The 15,800-nt window shown below is 72.6% G+C and carries 12 protein-coding genes; 10 read left to right on the top strand and 2 right to left on the bottom strand.

Features of this window, described 5'->3' with window-relative positions:
* Positions 1-25: 25 nt before the first annotated feature.
* The 5 genes from ACF1CT_RS10255 (at position 26) to ACF1CT_RS10235 (ending at position 6,015) form a co-directional block, all read left to right on the top strand.
* The gene (locus ACF1CT_RS10255; RefSeq protein WP_391783350.1) at positions 26-1,603 is read left to right on the top strand and encodes a hypothetical protein; all 1,578 of its coding nucleotides are present in this window, start codon (positions 26-28) and stop codon (positions 1,601-1,603) included.
* Complete coding sequence (locus tag ACF1CT_RS10250; protein WP_391783349.1) at positions 1,600-2,769, top strand: hypothetical protein; 1,170 nt, start codon at positions 1,600-1,602, stop codon at positions 2,767-2,769. The genes ACF1CT_RS10255 and ACF1CT_RS10250 overlap by 4 nt, the downstream gene beginning before the upstream one ends.
* Positions 2,770-2,932: 163 nt before the next feature.
* Positions 2,933-3,976 carry a glutamine synthetase gene (gene glnII / locus ACF1CT_RS10245; RefSeq protein WP_391783348.1) on the top strand — a complete coding sequence of 348 codons (1,044 nt, stop codon included), beginning with the start codon at positions 2,933-2,935 and terminating at the stop codon, positions 3,974-3,976.
* A 94-nt stretch (positions 3,977-4,070) separates the two neighbouring features.
* Entirely contained in the window at positions 4,071-4,982 is a 912-nt protein-coding gene (locus ACF1CT_RS10240) for a DUF6891 domain-containing protein (protein WP_391783347.1), read from the top strand.
* A 418-nt stretch (positions 4,983-5,400) separates the two neighbouring features.
* Complete coding sequence (locus tag ACF1CT_RS10235; RefSeq protein WP_391783346.1) at positions 5,401-6,015, top strand: winged helix-turn-helix domain-containing protein; 615 nt, start codon at positions 5,401-5,403, stop codon at positions 6,013-6,015.
* 111 nt (positions 6,016-6,126) lie between these two features.
* Here the strand turns inward: ACF1CT_RS10235 and ACF1CT_RS10230 are convergent, their stop codons facing one another.
* Positions 6,127-8,268 carry an MMPL family transporter gene (locus tag ACF1CT_RS10230; RefSeq protein ID WP_391783443.1) on the bottom strand — a complete coding sequence of 714 codons (2,142 nt, stop codon included), beginning with the start codon at positions 8,266-8,268 and terminating at the stop codon, positions 6,127-6,129.
* A gap of 292 nt (positions 8,269-8,560) precedes the next feature.
* Between ACF1CT_RS10230 and ACF1CT_RS10225 the strand changes: the two genes are divergently transcribed.
* From ACF1CT_RS10225 to ACF1CT_RS10205, 5 genes are all read left to right on the top strand, one after another.
* Positions 8,561-9,838: a histidine kinase gene (locus tag ACF1CT_RS10225; RefSeq protein ID WP_391783345.1), complete on the top strand. Its 1,278-nt coding sequence runs from the start codon at positions 8,561-8,563 to the stop codon at positions 9,836-9,838.
* Positions 9,823-10,470 (top strand): LuxR C-terminal-related transcriptional regulator, encoded by a 648-nt coding sequence (locus ACF1CT_RS10220; protein WP_391783344.1) that lies wholly within the window; start codon positions 9,823-9,825, stop codon positions 10,468-10,470. Before ACF1CT_RS10225 ends, ACF1CT_RS10220 begins: the two co-directional genes overlap by 16 nt.
* A gap of 293 nt (positions 10,471-10,763) precedes the next feature.
* Positions 10,764-11,669 carry a metal-dependent hydrolase gene (locus tag ACF1CT_RS10215; protein WP_391783343.1) on the top strand — a complete coding sequence of 302 codons (906 nt, stop codon included), beginning with the start codon at positions 10,764-10,766 and terminating at the stop codon, positions 11,667-11,669.
* A gap of 2 nt (positions 11,670-11,671) precedes the next feature.
* Positions 11,672-12,754 (top strand): PDR/VanB family oxidoreductase, encoded by a 1,083-nt coding sequence (locus ACF1CT_RS10210; RefSeq protein WP_391783342.1) that lies wholly within the window; start codon positions 11,672-11,674, stop codon positions 12,752-12,754.
* Positions 12,755-12,840: 86 nt separating this feature from the next.
* Complete coding sequence (locus ACF1CT_RS10205) at positions 12,841-13,563, top strand: TetR/AcrR family transcriptional regulator (protein WP_391783341.1); 723 nt, start codon at positions 12,841-12,843, stop codon at positions 13,561-13,563.
* 64 nt (positions 13,564-13,627) lie between these two features.
* On the opposite strand, the gene ACF1CT_RS10200 is transcribed toward ACF1CT_RS10205, so the two are convergent.
* A complete protein-coding gene (locus tag ACF1CT_RS10200; RefSeq protein ID WP_391783340.1) occupies positions 13,628-15,664 on the bottom strand; it encodes an ATP-binding protein in 2,037 nt (678 codons plus the stop codon).
* Positions 15,665-15,800: the final 136 nt, after the last annotated feature.

The following is a 15,800-nucleotide window of genomic DNA, read 5'->3' as shown; positions in this document are numbered from 1 at the left end:
GCGGCGCGCGATCACGGGGGAAGCGATGACGACGAGTACGGGCACGGAGACGACCGGCGGCGCACGGCCCGCCACCGGCGCCGGTCTCGTCGCCGCCGAGGACGTGCTGCTCTTCGTCAACGCGGCGATCACCGCGACCGGCCAGCGCGAGTTCCGCTCGTCGGCGCACCGACAGCAGTTGTCGCTCGACTTCCTCCACGAGTACGTACGGGTCAACTACCGTCGCGTGTACTCCGCCGCCCTGGCCCTCGACATCAACGACCACAACGCCGTGCGCATCGTCCAGGGCCTGCTGGAGACCGCCGGCGAGGCGACGGCGCGGGAGAAGCGGGACGAGGGGCGGCTGATCGCCGCCCGGCTGGCGAAGCTGCCGCCGCAGCGCGTGTACCGGCTGTTCGGTGCGTTGCGCCGGGCCGGGGTGAACAACCGCCGCACCCGGGCGATCATGCGCGACTGGCTGAACGCCCGGCCGGACCTGGCACACGACGCGGTGAAGTACCGCTCCGGCCTGAAGACGGCGGCCCGCCACGTCCACCTCCGGTTCGACGACGGTCCGGGCGGGCCGGGGACCGGGACTCCGGAGATCCGCGGGCCGGGGACCGGGCGGGGGGACGGGGCGGGTGAGACGGGGGACTTCCTGTTCCGGCCCGGTCGCCGGTCGCGCTACCGGCACTCGTCGCTCGACGCGTGGCGCCGTGCCCACTACGAGCAGGGCGCCGTCGAGGAACTGCCGTTCACCGTCGCCGAGGGTTTCGCCGCCCGGCACGGGATGCGGCGCGAGGTGTTCCTGGAGCGGGTGGCGCCGCGGATGACCCGGCTGGAACGGCTCCGGACGCTGGGGCAGCGCGGGGTCGGGACGCGGGTGCCGCCGCCCGCGGACGTCGATCTGGCGGCGATGCCGCTGACCCGGCTGGCCCTGTACGTGCTGTCGCTCGGTTTCGACGTGCGCGCGGCGCACCGTGCGGAGCTGACGGGGGCGTTGCGGGCCGGTGCCCGGCGCGCGGCGGGACCGCAGCGCGGGAGCTGGGGAAGGGTCGCGGGTGTGCTGGACGACAGCTACTCGTCGTCCGGTTCGGGCGAGAAGCGGCGCCGCCCGCTCGCCGTGGCGCTGGCCTGCCATTTCCTGCTGGAGGCGCTGGCCGCGCCGGGCGGGTACACCGCGTTGTGGACCTCGGGCGCCGCCGATCCGCTGCTGGTCGGGCCCTGGGGGCCGTCCCCGCTGGGCACGCGGGTGCTGGACGCGCTGGAGCACGGCCCTCAGCGGCTGGTGATCGTCTCGGACGGCTGGGACAACGCCCCGCCCGGTCTGGCGGGCGAGGTGCTGCGGGTGTGGCGGACCCGGCTCGATCCGGACCGGCGCACGGCGGTGGTGCACGCGAATCCGGTGTACGACGCGGACGGTTTCGATGTGCGGCGACTCGCCCCGGGCGTGCCCACGGCCGGTATCCGGGACGCGGAGGACCTGCCTGCCCTGGTGGAGATCGCGCAGTTCGCCGAGGGGCGTACCGGGGTCGACGCGCTGTACGGCTACCTCGACGACCGGGTCGCGCGTTTCGCCGGCGGGCGTGGCGCGGCCGGGGCCGGGACGGGGGCACCGTCGTGAACGGGCTCGAACTGACCGGGCTCGTCACCCGGCCCGCCCAGGTGTGGGGCGGAATCCGGCTGGTGCCCCTGGTACGGGAGCGGCCCGTGGACGGGCTGCGGCTGCACCGGGAGGTCTACCCGGGCGAGAGGGGTGTCGTCGACGTAGGACCGGACACGCACTACGTCTCGTACATCCCGCACGGCTTCGTCGCGGACTGGTCCGGCGAGGGCGTGCGGTCCGCCGCGTACGGCACCCAGCTCGGATCCGGCGCGAACGGCCCGGCCGGGGGCTCGCCGCCCCGGACCGCGCCGCCCCGGACCGCGCGGCTCCAGCGTCACCGTCACCACCGGATGGCCAAGCGGCAGCCGGGTGACCGGCTGCGTTTCCTGCCGCTGCATCTCGCGCTGGAGGGCTACCTTGCCCTGCACTTTGGCGGGCCCTCCGTCGCCTGGGAGGAGTGGTCGCGCCGGGCGTTGCGCGACGGGCTGTCACCGCGTGCCGAGGACGCGTACCTGGGTCTGTCGGTGCGCGGGCTCGGCGACGCGCTGCGGGTCTTCGAGATCCATCCCGGCCAGTGCGGAGTGATGGTGTACGCGGCCGACGCGCTCGCCGCCGCGTTCGTGGTGCCGCACCCGGACGACTACCGGCTGCTGCACGCCTCGCTGGTCCAGGACCTGTACGGGGAGCTGGTCCACCATTACGCGCTGTACGGCGCTCCGGTGGCGGAGTTCGCGGCGCGGATCGCTGACGGCCCGCACCTGCGGACGCTCGACGATCTGCGGGCGGCGGCGCTGGCGCAGGAGGAGGAGTGGGCGCGGGCGCACGACACCCTGTTCGCGCGTGAGCTGCTGGACCCCTCGTACGCCTTCGACCGGGTCTACCGGATGGGCTCGTTCACGCTGTGGCGGTTCCTGCCGCCGTTCCGGCTGGACGGAACCGGCCGGCACATCGGCGAGACGATCACCGATCACAAGGGGCGGGTCGCGTATCTGAAGACGTTCCGGCTGTCGGACGCCCAGATCCGGCGCGGTCATCTGCTGCACCGGCTCGCCGACGCCGACTGGCGGCTCGCGGCGGCGGCCGAGGCGCTGGGCACCGACGAGCGGGAGCTGGTGCGCCGGATCCGGGCGGCGGGTTTCGAGGAGCTGCTCCGGCACCGCGCGCCGGGCGGGCTGCCCCGGTAGTTCGGTAACACCGGGTTCACACACGGGCAACGGACGGGAAATCGCGGCTTGCGAGGCTGTCGCCGTACAGACCGGACCGCTGCACGGACCGGGCCCGCGGCACGCACCGGATCGCGGGGCAGGCCGGACCGCAGCACCGCAGGACCCGCAAAGGATGGCTTCCGTGACGTTCAAGGCCGAGTACATCTGGATCGACGGCACCGAGCCGACCGCCAAGCTCCGCTCCAAGACGAAGATCATGACCGGGGGCGCCTCGCGGGACGTGGCCGGGCTGCCGGTCTGGGGCTTCGACGGCTCCAGCACCAACCAGGCCGAGGGGCACGCGTCCGACCGGGTGCTGAAGCCGGTGTTCTCGTGCCCGGACCCGGTCCGTGGCGGCGACGACATCCTCGTGCTGTGCGAGGTGTTCGACATAGACATGACGCCGCACTCCTCCAACACCCGTGCCGCGCTGCGCGAGGTGGCCGAGCGGTTCGCCGACCAGGAGTCGGTCTTCGGCATCGAGCAGGAGTACACCTTCTTCGACGGCCACCGGCCGCTGGGCTTCCCCGAGGGCGGCTTCCCGGCCGCGCAGGGCGGCTACTACTGCGGTGTCGGCGCCGACGAGATCTTCGGTCGCGACATCGTCGAGAAGCACCTCGACAACTGTCTGCGCGCGGGGCTCGGCATCTGCGGCATCAACGCCGAGGTGATGCCCGGCCAGTGGGAGTTCCAGGTGGGACCGCTGTCCCCGCTGGAGGTCTCCGACCAGCTGTGGGTGGCCCGCTGGCTGCTGTACCGGACGGCCGAGGACTTCGGCGTCTCCGCGACCCTCGACCCGAAGCCGGTCAAGGGCGACTGGAACGGGGCGGGCGCGCACACCAACTTCTCCACGCGGGCGATGCGCGAGGGTCCCGACGGCTACGACGCGATCATCACCGCGTGCGAGTCGCTGGGTGAGGGCTCGAAGCCGATGGACCACGTGAAGAACTACGGCGCCGGTATCGACGACCGCCTGACCGGTCTGCACGAGACCGCCCCGTGGAACGAGTACAGCTACGGCGTCTCCGACCGCGGCGCCTCGGTCCGCATCCCGTGGCAGGTCGAGAAGGACCGGAAGGGCTACATCGAGGACCGCCGCCCGAACGCCAACGTCGACCCGTACGTCGTCACCCGGCTGATCGTCGACACCTGCTGCACCGCGCTGGAGAAGGCCGGTCAGGTCTGAGCGGACCGTGTTCCGGGGGTGACCGCCGGTCGGGGCGCTCACCCCTCTCGCCGCCGCCCGGCCCGTTGTCAGTGGTGTGTGCGAGGGTCGGAGCATGCTCGACATCAAGGTGGAGACCGAGAACTGGCAGACCCACGTCCGTGTGACGGACCGGGTACTGAGCGATCTGGTGCACCGGATCGGCGGGGAGGACGACCACTTCCTGGTCGTGCAGCGCATACCGGATATTCCGGGCACCTATGTGCAGGTCTGGCACGAGCACGGTGGCGACTACCAGTTGGAACGCCGCTCCGGCGGGCCGGCCACCCACCGCAGGGCGATGATCGGCGAGCCGGAGCGGGTCGCCGGGCTCATGGTCCGCTGGGCGCGCGAGGAGCCGGAGTGGGACGCGGGCGTCGGGTGGGAGGACGCCGGGATGCCGGAGGAGAAGCCGGTGCCCGGCCTTCCCGACGAGATCCGGGAGCAGTTGGAGGAGCAGGTTCGGCTGCTGCTCCGGTGCGGGTACGGGACGGTGAGCGACCTCGCCGAGGCCGCCGAGGAGCATCTCGTGGCGGACGGGGTGCGTCCGGTGACATCGGAGCAGGCGCAGCAGCTGGCGGAACGGCTCTGGCTGGAGCGGGTCGAGGAGCAGCGGCAGTGGTCGGACACGACCGACGCGGACCGGCTGGAGCGGGCGTTCGCCACGCTGGACGAGCGCGGGATCACGGCGCGGGAGCACTTCTCCTGCTGCCGTTCGTGCGGGCTCGGCGAGATACATGAGGCCGGGCGCGAGGACGCGCGCGGTTTCGTCTTCTTCCACACGCAGTGCACGCAGGGCGCGGCGGCGGGTCATGGACTCTCGTTGTACTACGGCGGATTCGACGAGTCGGCGGAGACGACGACCGCCGTGGGCCACGAGGTGACGGCGGCGCTGCGCGAGGCGGGTCTGACGGTGGAGTGGGACGGTTCGCCGGACCGGGCGATCGAACTGTCGCCGCTGGACTGGCGCAAGCGGCTCGTGGGCTGAGCCGGGGGCGGGCACGGGTGGCGGGGCACCGGTGACACCCCGTCGCGTCGAACCGGGAGCCGGGTGACCGGCATCGGCATCGGCATCGGCATCGGCATCGGCATCGGCATCGGCGCATCGTCCCGGGCGACCCCGGAGTGAGGAAGCCAACACCGGGAGTCGCGACGGCGGGTGGCAGAGGCCTGCTGCGCCGTCGCGTTGTCTGGTTGAATGGGGCCATGGCCGGTATCCAGTACACCTCGACGGGTCGCAGGGACCTCGAACCGTTCTGGCCGTCCCGTCAGCACCACGACTTCGACCGGGTGTGTTGCCGCGCGTGGAACGCGCAGGCCCTCTAAAACCGCTCATCGCGGCCTTCGGCCCGCGCGCAAGCAAGTCCGTCCGCAGACGACTCCTTCGCGCGAAAGAGCTGACCCCCATGAAGAACGTTCGTGCCCTCTCCACCACTGTCACCGCTGCCACCACTGCCACCGCGGCTCCTCCGGCGGCTTCCGTCGCCACCGCCCGCCCGCTGTCCCCCGGCCGCCATCGATTGCGCGCCGTCGACCCCGGGGAGGTCGTCCGGCCCGCCGACGTGGCGGAGTTCCTGCCGCCGGGCGCCACCTGGCTGCCCGCGCCCCAGCACACCGTTCCGGCGTTGCCCGGCAGGCCGCCGATGATCGGCTACCTGGTCCTCGTACCGGCCGATCAGCAGCCGGGCGCCGCCGCGGCGGGCCAGTACGTGGTGGTCCCACCGGTGGACGAACCGGCTGCCGGTCCGGTGCGCATCGACCCCGTGCAGCGCACGGCGGCCGTGAACGGGACGCCGCTCGACCTCACCTACCTGGAGTTCGAACTCCTCGCCCATCTCGTCGCGCACCCGCACCGGGTGCACACCCGGGACCAGTTGGTGACGACGGTCTGGGGCTACGGTCATGTCGGCGACGGGCGCACCGTGGACGTCCACGTCGCCCGGCTGCGCCGCAAGCTGGGCGCCGAGCACCGCCGTTCGATCCAGACGGTACGGCGCGTCGGCTACAAGTACGCTCCCTGAGGCCGGCGGGCCCGGCACCGCGGCCCGACACGCACACCGCCCCGCCCCGGCCCGCCCCGCCCCGGTGCGTACCGGGCCGGGGCGGTTCCGCGACCGGGGGCGGGCCGGAGGTCAGCCCCGCGTTCCCGGCAGGACCGGGACTCCGGGCGTCACCGGTTCCGTCGCCGGCTCACCCTGCCGCCCGGAATCCGGCAAGCGGGACGTTCCTCGCGGGGTGCGCCAGTTCCGCTCCCCCAGCAGCGTCATCACGGACGGCAGCAGGACCATGCGGACGAGCGTGGCGTCCAGCAGAACCGCGACGGCGAGGCCGACCCCCATCTGCTGCATGTCCTGCATGGACAGCGTCCCGAAGACCGCGAAGACCGCGACCATGATCACGGCCGCGCCGGTGACCGCGCCGGCCGTCCGCCGGATGCCCTCGTCGATCGCGTCCCGGGTGCTCAGCCCCCGCTCGCGGGCCTCACTGATCCGGGAGACCACGAACACGTGGTAGTCCATGGAGAGTCCGAACAGGACGACAAGGACGAACAGCGGAATCCACGCCTCGATCGCGCCGACCCCCTCCGAACCGATGAGTGAGGCGCCCCAGCCGTGCTGGAACACGGCGACCATCACTCCGTACGCGGCGGCCACGGAGAGCAGGTTGAGCAGGATCGCGGTCAGGGCGATCACGTACGAGCGGAAGCAGAGCAGCATCAGCAGGAACGTCACCGCCGTGATGAAGGCGAGGACGGGCACGATGCCGCGCCTCAACTGGTCGTTGAAATCGACGGACCCGGCCGTCTCACCGGTCACATGGACCTGCGCACCCGTCCCGTCGAACGCGGCGGGCAGCCGCTCGCGGCGCAGTTCGGAGAGGGATGCCGCACCGTCGGGAAGCGGCACCTGGATCTCGGCCACGTTCTGCTCGCGGTGGACCGTCACCTCGTCGAAGCCCGCGAACGCCTCGCGCAGTGCCGGGGCCTCGATGTCGTCGGCCTTGACCACGACCCGGGCGGGGGCGGGTCCGCCGGGGAACTTCTCCTGGATCTGCCGGTAGGAGACGGAGAGCCGTGAGCCGGAGCCGAACTGCTTCTCCAGACCCAGCTGTTCGGTCTTCATGCCGAGGGCGGGCGCGGCCAGGACGAGCAGAACGGCGGCGGAGGCGAGGGCGAAGATCTTCGGCCTGGCCAGAACCGGCCTCAGCACCTTGCCGGCGAACCCGCCGCTGGTGCGCGCGTGCCGGTTCCCGCGCCGGCCGAGGAGGGGTACCCGTCCCGCGTCGACCCGGTCGCCCAGCATGGAGAGCAGCGCGGGCAGCACCGTCACCGAGCCCAGCATCGCGACGAGGACCACGATGATCGTGGCGAGGGCGAACCCCTTGAACAGCATCAGTCCGGACAGGAACATGCCGGCCATCGCGACCATCACCGTGACCCCGGAGACCAGTACGGCCCGGCCACTGGTCGCCGCCGCGATGCGCAGCGCCGTCCCGGCGTCGTGCCCCGCCGCGCGCTCGTCGCGCTCCCGCCTCAGGTAGAAGAGGCAGTAGTCGACACCGACGGCGAAGCCCATCAGGAACATCACCGAGTAGGTGGTCTGGAACAGGTGCAGCCGGTGGCTGGCGAGCGACAGCAGCCCGAAGGCCGCCATGCACGCGGTCAGCGCGAGGCCGACCGGGAGCAGCGCCGCGACGACGGCGCCGAAGGCGACCAGCAGAATGCCCAGGGCCAGCGGGACGGCGGTGAACTCGGCCTTCTTGAAATCCTCGGAGAGCAGGTCGCCGAGCCACTTCCCGGCACTGGCGTCGCCGAACTGATGGATGGTCACGTCGGGGTGGTCCGCCCCGACCGCGGACACGGCGTCGAGTACGGGCCGCACCCGGTCGGGCGCGGTCGCCGCGTCGCCCTTCATCTCGAAGCTGATCAGCGCGTCCTTGCGGTCCCGGGAAGGGATCGGGGCCCCGAGGCCCGTGACCTCGCCGGTTCCGCGGATCGCCGCGGAGACCGCGCGGGCCGCGTCCTGCCAGTGGCCCGCCTCGGTGGCGGACACCATGACCAGTTCGCCGGCCGGTTTGCGCAGGCCCGCGTCGTCGAGGATGCGTTCGGCCCGTGCCGATTCACCGGCGGCGTTCTCCGCGTCGGACATCTCGACAAGGCCGGACGCGCCGCCGATGCCGGTGGCCAGTAGGACGAAGATCAGCCAGCCGAGAACAGCTGTGGTGCGGTGGTGTGCGCTCCACACACCGATGCGTGCCGCGAGGTCGCGCCTCATGGCCATGTCGCCCCCAGGGGTCGGATGAGATCGGTCGGACATGCGTGCGAGGGAAGGGGTGCGGCCGTGGACACGGTGACGGCCCCGTCGTCGCCTCGTGCCGAGGAATCTAGGAACGGGCGACCGGCCGCCCCAGCCGTCGGTCCCCCCTCTCCCGGAGCCGTGGGGCGAGGTCGGCGGGGTGGTGCTGGGTACACCCCGGCCAGGAGGCGAAACGGCTGACGCGTGCGGAAGCCGCCGGGAGAGACTGTGTCCGGGCGAGCCCGGACACAGGGCCCTGCGAGGGGGAGAAATGAGCCAGCTGAACGCGATACGCACCCGGGTGCGGGGTGTGCCGAGAACCGCGGGGCGGAGCATCGTCCTGTCGTTCGCCTCCCTTGCCGGGTCGCTGACGCTCTTCGTGTGGGCCGTGCTCTCGATCGCCTGCGTCCCGTTGGGGATCGGTCTGATCACCACCCCCTACGTGCTGAACCTGACCCGCAGGCACGCGCTTCGGCGGCGGCTGCTCGCGGCCACCTGGTGCGGGGTCCGCGTCCCGGTCCCGTACCGCCCCTTTCCCGGGGATCTGCGCACCGGCGTCGTCGGGCAGGTGGAGCGGACCTCGCTGATGCTGAAGGACCCGGCGACCTGGCGGGACCTGAGGTGGCTGATGGTCGACATGACGGCCGGCTACCTGCTGGTGACCCTGGCGGCAGCGCTGCTGATCTACCCGGTGGAGGGCTTCGTCCTGGCGGCCGGGCTGTGGCGGGTCTTCACCGACGACCGGTACTGGTACGGGTTCGTGCCGGTCGACAGCCAGGCGACGGGGCTCGCGGCGGCGGCGCTCGGTGTGGCGATCCTCGCGATCGGTCTGCTGGCGAGCGAGCCGCTGCTGCGGGTGCACTTCCTGCTCACCCGCGCGATGCTGGCCCCTTCGCAGGAGGAGGAACTGGTCCGGCGCATCGACCGGCTCACCGAGACCCGGCATGAGGCGGTGGACACCGCGGCCTCGGAACTGCGGCGCATCGAGCGGGATCTGCACGACGGGGCGCAGGCCCGGCTGGTCGCGATGGGGATGAATCTGGGTGTCGTGGAGGCGCTGATCGAGAAGGACCCGGCACAGGCGAAGAAGCTCCTCGCCATGGCCCGCGAGTCGTCGGCCGAGGCGCTCACGGAGTTGCGCGATCTGGTCCGCGGCATCCATCCGCCGGTCCTCGCCGAGCGCGGACTGGGCGACGCGGTACGGGCGTTGGCGCTGAGGCTGCCCGTCGAGGCGGAGGTGCTGGTGGAGTTGGGCGGCCGGGCGGACGCCGCTGTCGAGTCGGCCGCCTACTTCGCGGTGAGCGAGTCCCTGACGAACGTGGTCAAGCACTCGGGGGCGGACCGCGTCCAGGTCGACGTCCGTCACGTGCGGGGCGCGCTGCGGGTCTGCGTCACCGACAACGGGTCGGGCGGCGCGAAGGTCGGAGGCGGTTCGGGCCTGAGCGGAATCGAACGCCGACTCGGTACATTCGACGGCGTCATGGCCGTCAGCAGCCCCGCGGGCGGTCCCACCATGGTGACCATGGAGATCCCTTGCGAGTTGTCCTAGCCGAAGACCTCTTCCTGCTGCGCGACGGTCTCGTCCGCCTGCTGGAGGCGTACGGCTTCGAGATCGCGGCGGCTGTCGAGAGCGGACCCGAACTGACCCGCGCGCTGGCCGAGTCGGAGCCTGACATCGCGGTCGTCGACGTCCGGCTCCCGCCGTCCCACACGGACGAGGGCCTGCAGTGCGCGCTGGCGGCGCGGCGGGCCAGGCCGGGCCTGCCGGTGCTGGTGCTCTCGCAGCACGTGGAGCAGTTGTACGCCCGCGAGTTGCTGGCGGACGGCAACGGCGGCATCGGCTATCTGCTCAAGGACCGGGTCTTCGACGCCGAGCAGTTCATCGACGCGGTGCGCCGGGTCGCGGCGGGCGGCACCGCGATGGACCCGCAGGTCATCTCGCAACTGCTGTCCCGGCGTTCGCGGGACGAGCCGATGGGCGGGCTGACCCCGCGCGAACTGGAGGTCATCGAACTGATGGCGCAGGGGCGTTCCAACGGGGCGATCGCCGCGCAGATGGTGATCACGGAACGGGCGGTGGCCAAGCACACCTCGAACATCTTCCAGAAGCTCGGCCTGCCGCCGTCCGACGACGACAACCGCCGTGTTCTCGCGGTGCTCGCCTACCTGGACCGGGGCTGACCGGGCCGGATCGAGACGTCGGCCTCGGCCGGGTACCACTGGAGGTGGCGCACCGACGGGTCGAGGAGCCAGGACCGGTGTCCGGACCGGCCGAGTCGTTCGGGAGGCCGCCGAGAACGGCCCACGGTTCGGTGGCGTGCGGGAGGCCGCCGCCGTCAGGAACCGGCACCTCGACGCGGAGGCCGCCGCCGTCAGGAACCGGCACCTCGACGCGCAGACGCCGCCGCCGTCCACGACCGGAAAATCCCCGCACGCCTCTGTTCCGGCGCGGTACCGATCAGTACATTGACAACATGTCTAACACGAAGCCGGCGCCGGTCGTGTCGGAGCGGACCCCACTCAAGGCCCGCAAGGTCTCCTTCGCCTGGGAGAGGACTCCCCTGCACTGGGTACCGGGCGACCCGTTCACCACGCACACGATCAATGTGCTCCATCTGCTGCTGCCCGCCGGGGAGCGCTGGTTCATCCAGGTCTACCGGCAGGTGCTGCCCCACATCCACGACGAACAACTGCGCCAGGACGTCATCGGGTTCATCGGGCAGGAGGCCGTGCACTCCCAGGCGCACGACGACGTGCTGCCGCGTCTGAGGGAGCTCGGGCTCGACCCGACGCCGTACACCGCGCAGGTCGACTGGTTCTTCGAGAAGCTCCTCGGCGACCGGACGATGCCACCGGGGCGGGCCCGGAAGTGGTGGCTGATGGAGCGGGTGGCGACGATCGCGGCGATCGAGCACTACACCGCGTTCCTCGGCGACTGGGTCCTCAACGCCGACGAACTGGACCGGCGGGGCGCCGACCCGACGATGCTGGACCTGCTGCGCTGGCACGGCGCGGAGGAGGTCGAGCACCGCTCGGTCGCGTTCGACGTGTTCATGCATGTCGACGGCGGCTACCGGCGGCGGGTGCGGACCTGGGCGACGGCCTTCACCGCACTGCTCTTCCTCTGGCAGCGCGGTACCCGCTTCTTCATGGAGAACGACCCGAGCCTGCTGGACGGAAAGGCGTCGTTCCGGGAGTTCTACACCAGCGGCAGGCGCGGCACCCTGCCCGCGACGGGCGACCTGCTGCGCTCCGTCCCCCGCTACCTGAGCCGCTCCTACCACCCCTCGCAGGAGGGCAGCACGGACCAGGCGATGGACTACCTCGCCCGCTCCCCCGCGGCGACGGCCGCCGAGGCCCGGACGGCGGGGGCCCGCTGACCATGCCTCTCCCCCTGCCCCGTCCGCGCACCGTCGTGGTCGCCGTCGGCGCCGCCCTGCTCGCCAGGCGAGCCCTGCGCCGACGCGTCCGGCGCTCCCCGCTGTGGCCGCTGCCCGCCCTGGAGACCCCCGTCTCGGGCCACTCGCAACGCAGGTCCACCACCACCCGCCGCCTGCTCGTCACCGAACGGACCGTCCCGGCCGAGGGCGTGGTCCGACTCCGCCTGGAGGGACCTGACCTGCCCGCCTGGCAGCCCGGCGCGCATCTCGATCTGCTGCTGCCCTCCGGCCTGGTCCGGCAGTACTCGCTGTGCGGCGACCCGGACGCCACCGGCACGTACACCATCGCGGCCCGGCTGGTGGAGGACGGCCGGGGCGGCTCCCGGGAGGTCCACGAGCGGCTCCGCGAGGGCGACGAGATCGAGGTCCGTGCCCCGCGCAACCGCTTCCCCCTGGTCGAGGCGCCCGCGTACCTCTTCGTCGCGGGCGGCATCGGCATCACGCCGGTCCTGCCGATGCTGCGCGCGGTCGCCGCCTCGGGGGCCGACTGGCATCTGCTGTACGGCGGACGGTCCCGCGCCACGATGCCGTTCCTCGACGAGATCGAGAAGCTGGGCGCGGAGGGCGGCCGGGTGACGGTGGTCCCCGAGGACGAGGCAGGTCGCCCGGACGCGACCGCGGCCCTGGCGGACACGTCCGAGGGCACCGCCGTGTACTGCTGCGGCCCGGAACCCCTGATGGACGCGGTCGCCGCCGCCCTGCCGCCCGGCCGCACCCTCCACCTGGAACGCTTCGCCGCGGCGGGCACGTCGGCCGCGGACTCCGGACCGATCGAGGTCGAACTGCGCCGCTCGGGCCGCACCGTCGCGGTGGCGGCCGGGCAGTCGGTGCTGGCCGCGGTCCGCGAGGAACTCCCGTACGTGGCGTACTCCTGTGAACAGGGCTTCTGCGGCACGTGTCAACAACGCGTCCTGGAGGGCGAGGTCGACCACCGCGACGAGCTCTTGACGGACGCGGAACGGGAGAACGCGATGCTGATCTGCGTGTCCCGGTGCCGGGGAGAACGGCTGGTCCTGGACCTGTAGACGGGTACGGGCCGGCCGTCGCGCGGAGGACCTCGGCGGAAGCCCGCCGCCCCGGGGGCACCGCCCCACTCGGTACGCTGTCCGGCATGACGACCGGGGTGCGGCGCAGGATGGGCGTCGAGGAGCGCAGGCAGCAGTTGATCGGTGTCGCGCTGGAGTTGTTCAGCCACCGCGCCCCGGACGAGGTGTCGATCGACGAGATCGCGGCGGCGGCCGGGATCTCGCGGCCCCTGGTCTACCACTACTTTCCGGGAAAACAGAGCCTGTACGAGGCGGCGCTGCGCAGAGCGGCGGAGGAGTTGTCCGCCCGGTTCGTCGAACCCCGCGAAGGCCCCCTCGGAGAGCGGCTGTTGAGGGTGATGGAGCGGTTCTTCGACTTCGTCGACGAGCACGGCCCCGGGTTCTCGGCACTGATGCGGGGCGGACCGGCGGCCGGTTCCTCGACGGCCAACGCGATGATCGACGGGGTGCGGCAGGCCGCCTACGAGCAGATCCTTGCCCATCTCGGGGTCGAGGCTCCCCCGGCACGGCTGGAGCTGGTGGTGCGGTCGTGGGTGTCGCTGGCCGAGTCGACGGCGCTGATCTGGCTGGACGGGCGGCGGGTTCCGCGCCAGGAGCTGGAGTTGCAACTGGTGCACGACTTCGCGGCGCTGGCGGCGGTGAGCGCCGCGTACGACACGGAGATGGCGGGCATCGTTCTGCGGGTACTCGCGCGGGAACCGGCGGACGGGCCGTTCGGCGAGTTGCTGAACCGGCTCTCCGCGCTGGCGCCCGCCGTTCCGGCCGTTCCCGCGCAACGACTGCCGTGACGACCGGGGCCCCGGCGGTACCGGGGCCGTCCGGCGGGGCGCGGCCGGGGCACCCGGGGCTTCCCTACAGGAGCAGTTCGCCCTGGAGCGCCGCCGCCAGTCCGACCTCGGCGTTGTCCGCCCGGCCCCGCTCGTAGGCGCGCTGATAGGCCGCGTCGCCGACGGCGGCCCGGGCCTGGCGTTCGCAGGCCTCGCGCAGCGGACCCAGTTCGGGGGTGCCGCGCTGCGGATGACCGACCATGCGCCAGTAGACCTGCCCGGTGCCGTAGACGCGGGCGGCGCGGGCCCCCGCCCCCTGGGCGGCGATCGCCGCGGCGAGGATGTCCAGCCCGAGCGCGATGCCGAAACGGTCACGGAGACGGTACTTGCCCGCGATCATCGAGCGGGCGTGGGCGGCGGAGGTGTCGGCGTCGCCCCGCAGCAGGGCGATCAGGGCGAGCTGGTAGTCGACGTAGCTACGGGTCCAGCACTCGTCCTGGACCTCGCAGACGGCCCGCAGCCGCCTGGCGGCTCCGGCCGCCTCGTCCAGACGGCCGAGGCTGGTCAGCGCGAAGACGGTGATGAGGTGGCAGCGCAGCTGGTAGGCGGCCTCCAGCCGGTTGGTGACGCTGGTGGTGCGCAGGACCTGTTCGATCCGGCGCAGGCTCGCCTCGGGCTGGCCGGTCATCAGGTGGGTGAGACCGCAGAGGTAGGCGGCGGAGAGGATGCCCTCGTCGGTGCCGTCCCGGGCCGCGGCCCTGGTGCACTCCCTGCCCAGTCGGCGGGCGGTCGGGTAGTCGCCCTGGAGCACGACGGTGATGCCCAGCACCCACAGCGCCCGGGTGCGGTGCGGGCCCTCGGACGGGCCGGCGTCCAGGGCGCGCTGCGCGTAGTCGCGGGTCTGCGGCAGATGGCCGCAGCAGCACCAGAAGAAGCCGATCCGGCCCGCCATCTCCTGGGCGGCCTCGGTGTCGTGGACCAGCAGGTGGTCCAGGGCCGCGCACAGATCGGCGTGCGCGTCGGCGATCCGGTGGTACCAGGTGATCTGGTCGTCGCCGGTCCAGCCCGCGTGGGCGTTGCGGGCCAGGCCGAGGAAGCAGACGGCGTGCCGGTCGGCGGCGGCCCGTTCCTCGCCGAGTTCGCCGAGCCACATCCGGCCGTACTCGCGGATGGTGTCCAGCATCCGGTGGCACGCGCCGTCCCGCCGGACGACGGACTTGGCGACCAGGCCGTTCAGTGCCTCGGTCACCCCGTCCTCGGTGAGCGGTCCCCCGGCGCAGACCTCACGGGCGGTGGCCTCGTCGAAGCCGCCGCGCAGGACGGTCAGCCGGGCCCAGAGCAGCCGTTCCAGGGGGGTGCACAGCTCGTGGCTCCAGCCGATGGCGGTGCGCAGGGTGCGGTGGCGCGGCGGCCGGGCCGACGCGTCGGACGGCACCTCGAAGCGGGTGCCGATCCGTTCGGCGACCTGCTCGACGGTGTCCTCGCCCACTGCACCGGCCGCGAGTTCGATGGCGAGCGGGATGCCTTCGAGACTGCGGCAGATCTCGGTCGCGGCAGCGGCGTTGCCCGGTGCGTCGAGGGCCAGGTCGGGGGCGGCCGCGGCGGCCCGGTCGCGGAAGAGGGTGAGTGCGTCGCCGGCGCCCTCGACGGGCAGCGGTGTCACCTCGACGAGCCGCTCGCCCCGGAGCCCCAGGGGCTGGCGGCTGGTGGCCAGCACGGTGAGGCCGGGTGAGGTGGTGAGGATCTCGCCGAGCAGGTGGGCGCAGGCGGGGAGCAGGTGTTCGCAGGAGTCGAGGACCAGGAGCAGTTCCTTGTCGGCGAGCCATTCGCACAGCGCGTCGATGGGCATCCGCAGTGTGTGGTCGGACAGTCCGACGGCGTCGGAGACTGTCGCGATGAGCAGGCTGTCGTCGTGGAGCGGGGACAGGTCCGCCCACCGGGCGCCGTCGCGGTGGGCGGGGGCCGCCTGCCGGGCTGCGCGGAGTGCGAGCCTGGTCTTGCCCACGCCCCCGCTGCCGGTGAGGGTGGTCAGCCGGTGGGCGGCGACGGTGTGTTCCAGCCCGGCGAGTTCCGCTTTCCGTCCGACAAAGCTCGTCGTCTCCTCGGGGATGTCGCTCGCCATGGTCACCGTCGCCGAAACAGGTGGACCGGTCGGCCCCGGCCCCGGTCCGGTGCGGCCCAGGCATGGGAGTGACCTGGTACGTCGGAGCGGGGCCGGGACCGGCCGAGGGTGGGAAGAGCCCGCCGGGCAGCACGGT

It is taken from the genome of Streptomyces sp. NPDC014734, from assembly GCF_043083325.1.
In the GTDB taxonomy this organism is placed as follows: domain Bacteria; phylum Actinomycetota; class Actinomycetes; order Streptomycetales; family Streptomycetaceae; genus Streptomyces.
The sequence above is the reverse complement of the archived record's forward strand: the minus strand, read 5'-3'. Positions and strand labels throughout refer to the sequence as shown.

Coding starts and splice junctions, on each gene's coding strand:
- ACF1CT_RS10200 (WP_391783340.1), bottom strand. CDS start 15,664: ATGGCGAGCGACATCCCCGAGGAGACGACGAGCTTTGTCGGACGGAAA.
- ACF1CT_RS10240 (WP_391783347.1), top strand. CDS start 4,071: ATGCTCGACATCAAGGTGGAGACCGAGAACTGGCAGACCCACGTCCGT.
- ACF1CT_RS10205 (WP_391783341.1), top strand. CDS start 12,841: ATGACGACCGGGGTGCGGCGCAGGATGGGCGTCGAGGAGCGCAGGCAG.
- ACF1CT_RS10210 (WP_391783342.1), top strand. CDS start 11,672: ATGCCTCTCCCCCTGCCCCGTCCGCGCACCGTCGTGGTCGCCGTCGGC.
- ACF1CT_RS10235 (WP_391783346.1), top strand. CDS start 5,401: ATGAAGAACGTTCGTGCCCTCTCCACCACTGTCACCGCTGCCACCACT.
- ACF1CT_RS10225 (WP_391783345.1), top strand. CDS start 8,561: ATGAGCCAGCTGAACGCGATACGCACCCGGGTGCGGGGTGTGCCGAGA.
- ACF1CT_RS10215 (WP_391783343.1), top strand. CDS start 10,764: ATGTCTAACACGAAGCCGGCGCCGGTCGTGTCGGAGCGGACCCCACTC.
- ACF1CT_RS10230 (WP_391783443.1), bottom strand. CDS start 8,268: ATGAGGCGCGACCTCGCGGCACGCATCGGTGTGTGGAGCGCACACCAC.
- ACF1CT_RS10255 (WP_391783350.1), top strand. CDS start 26: ATGACGACGAGTACGGGCACGGAGACGACCGGCGGCGCACGGCCCGCC.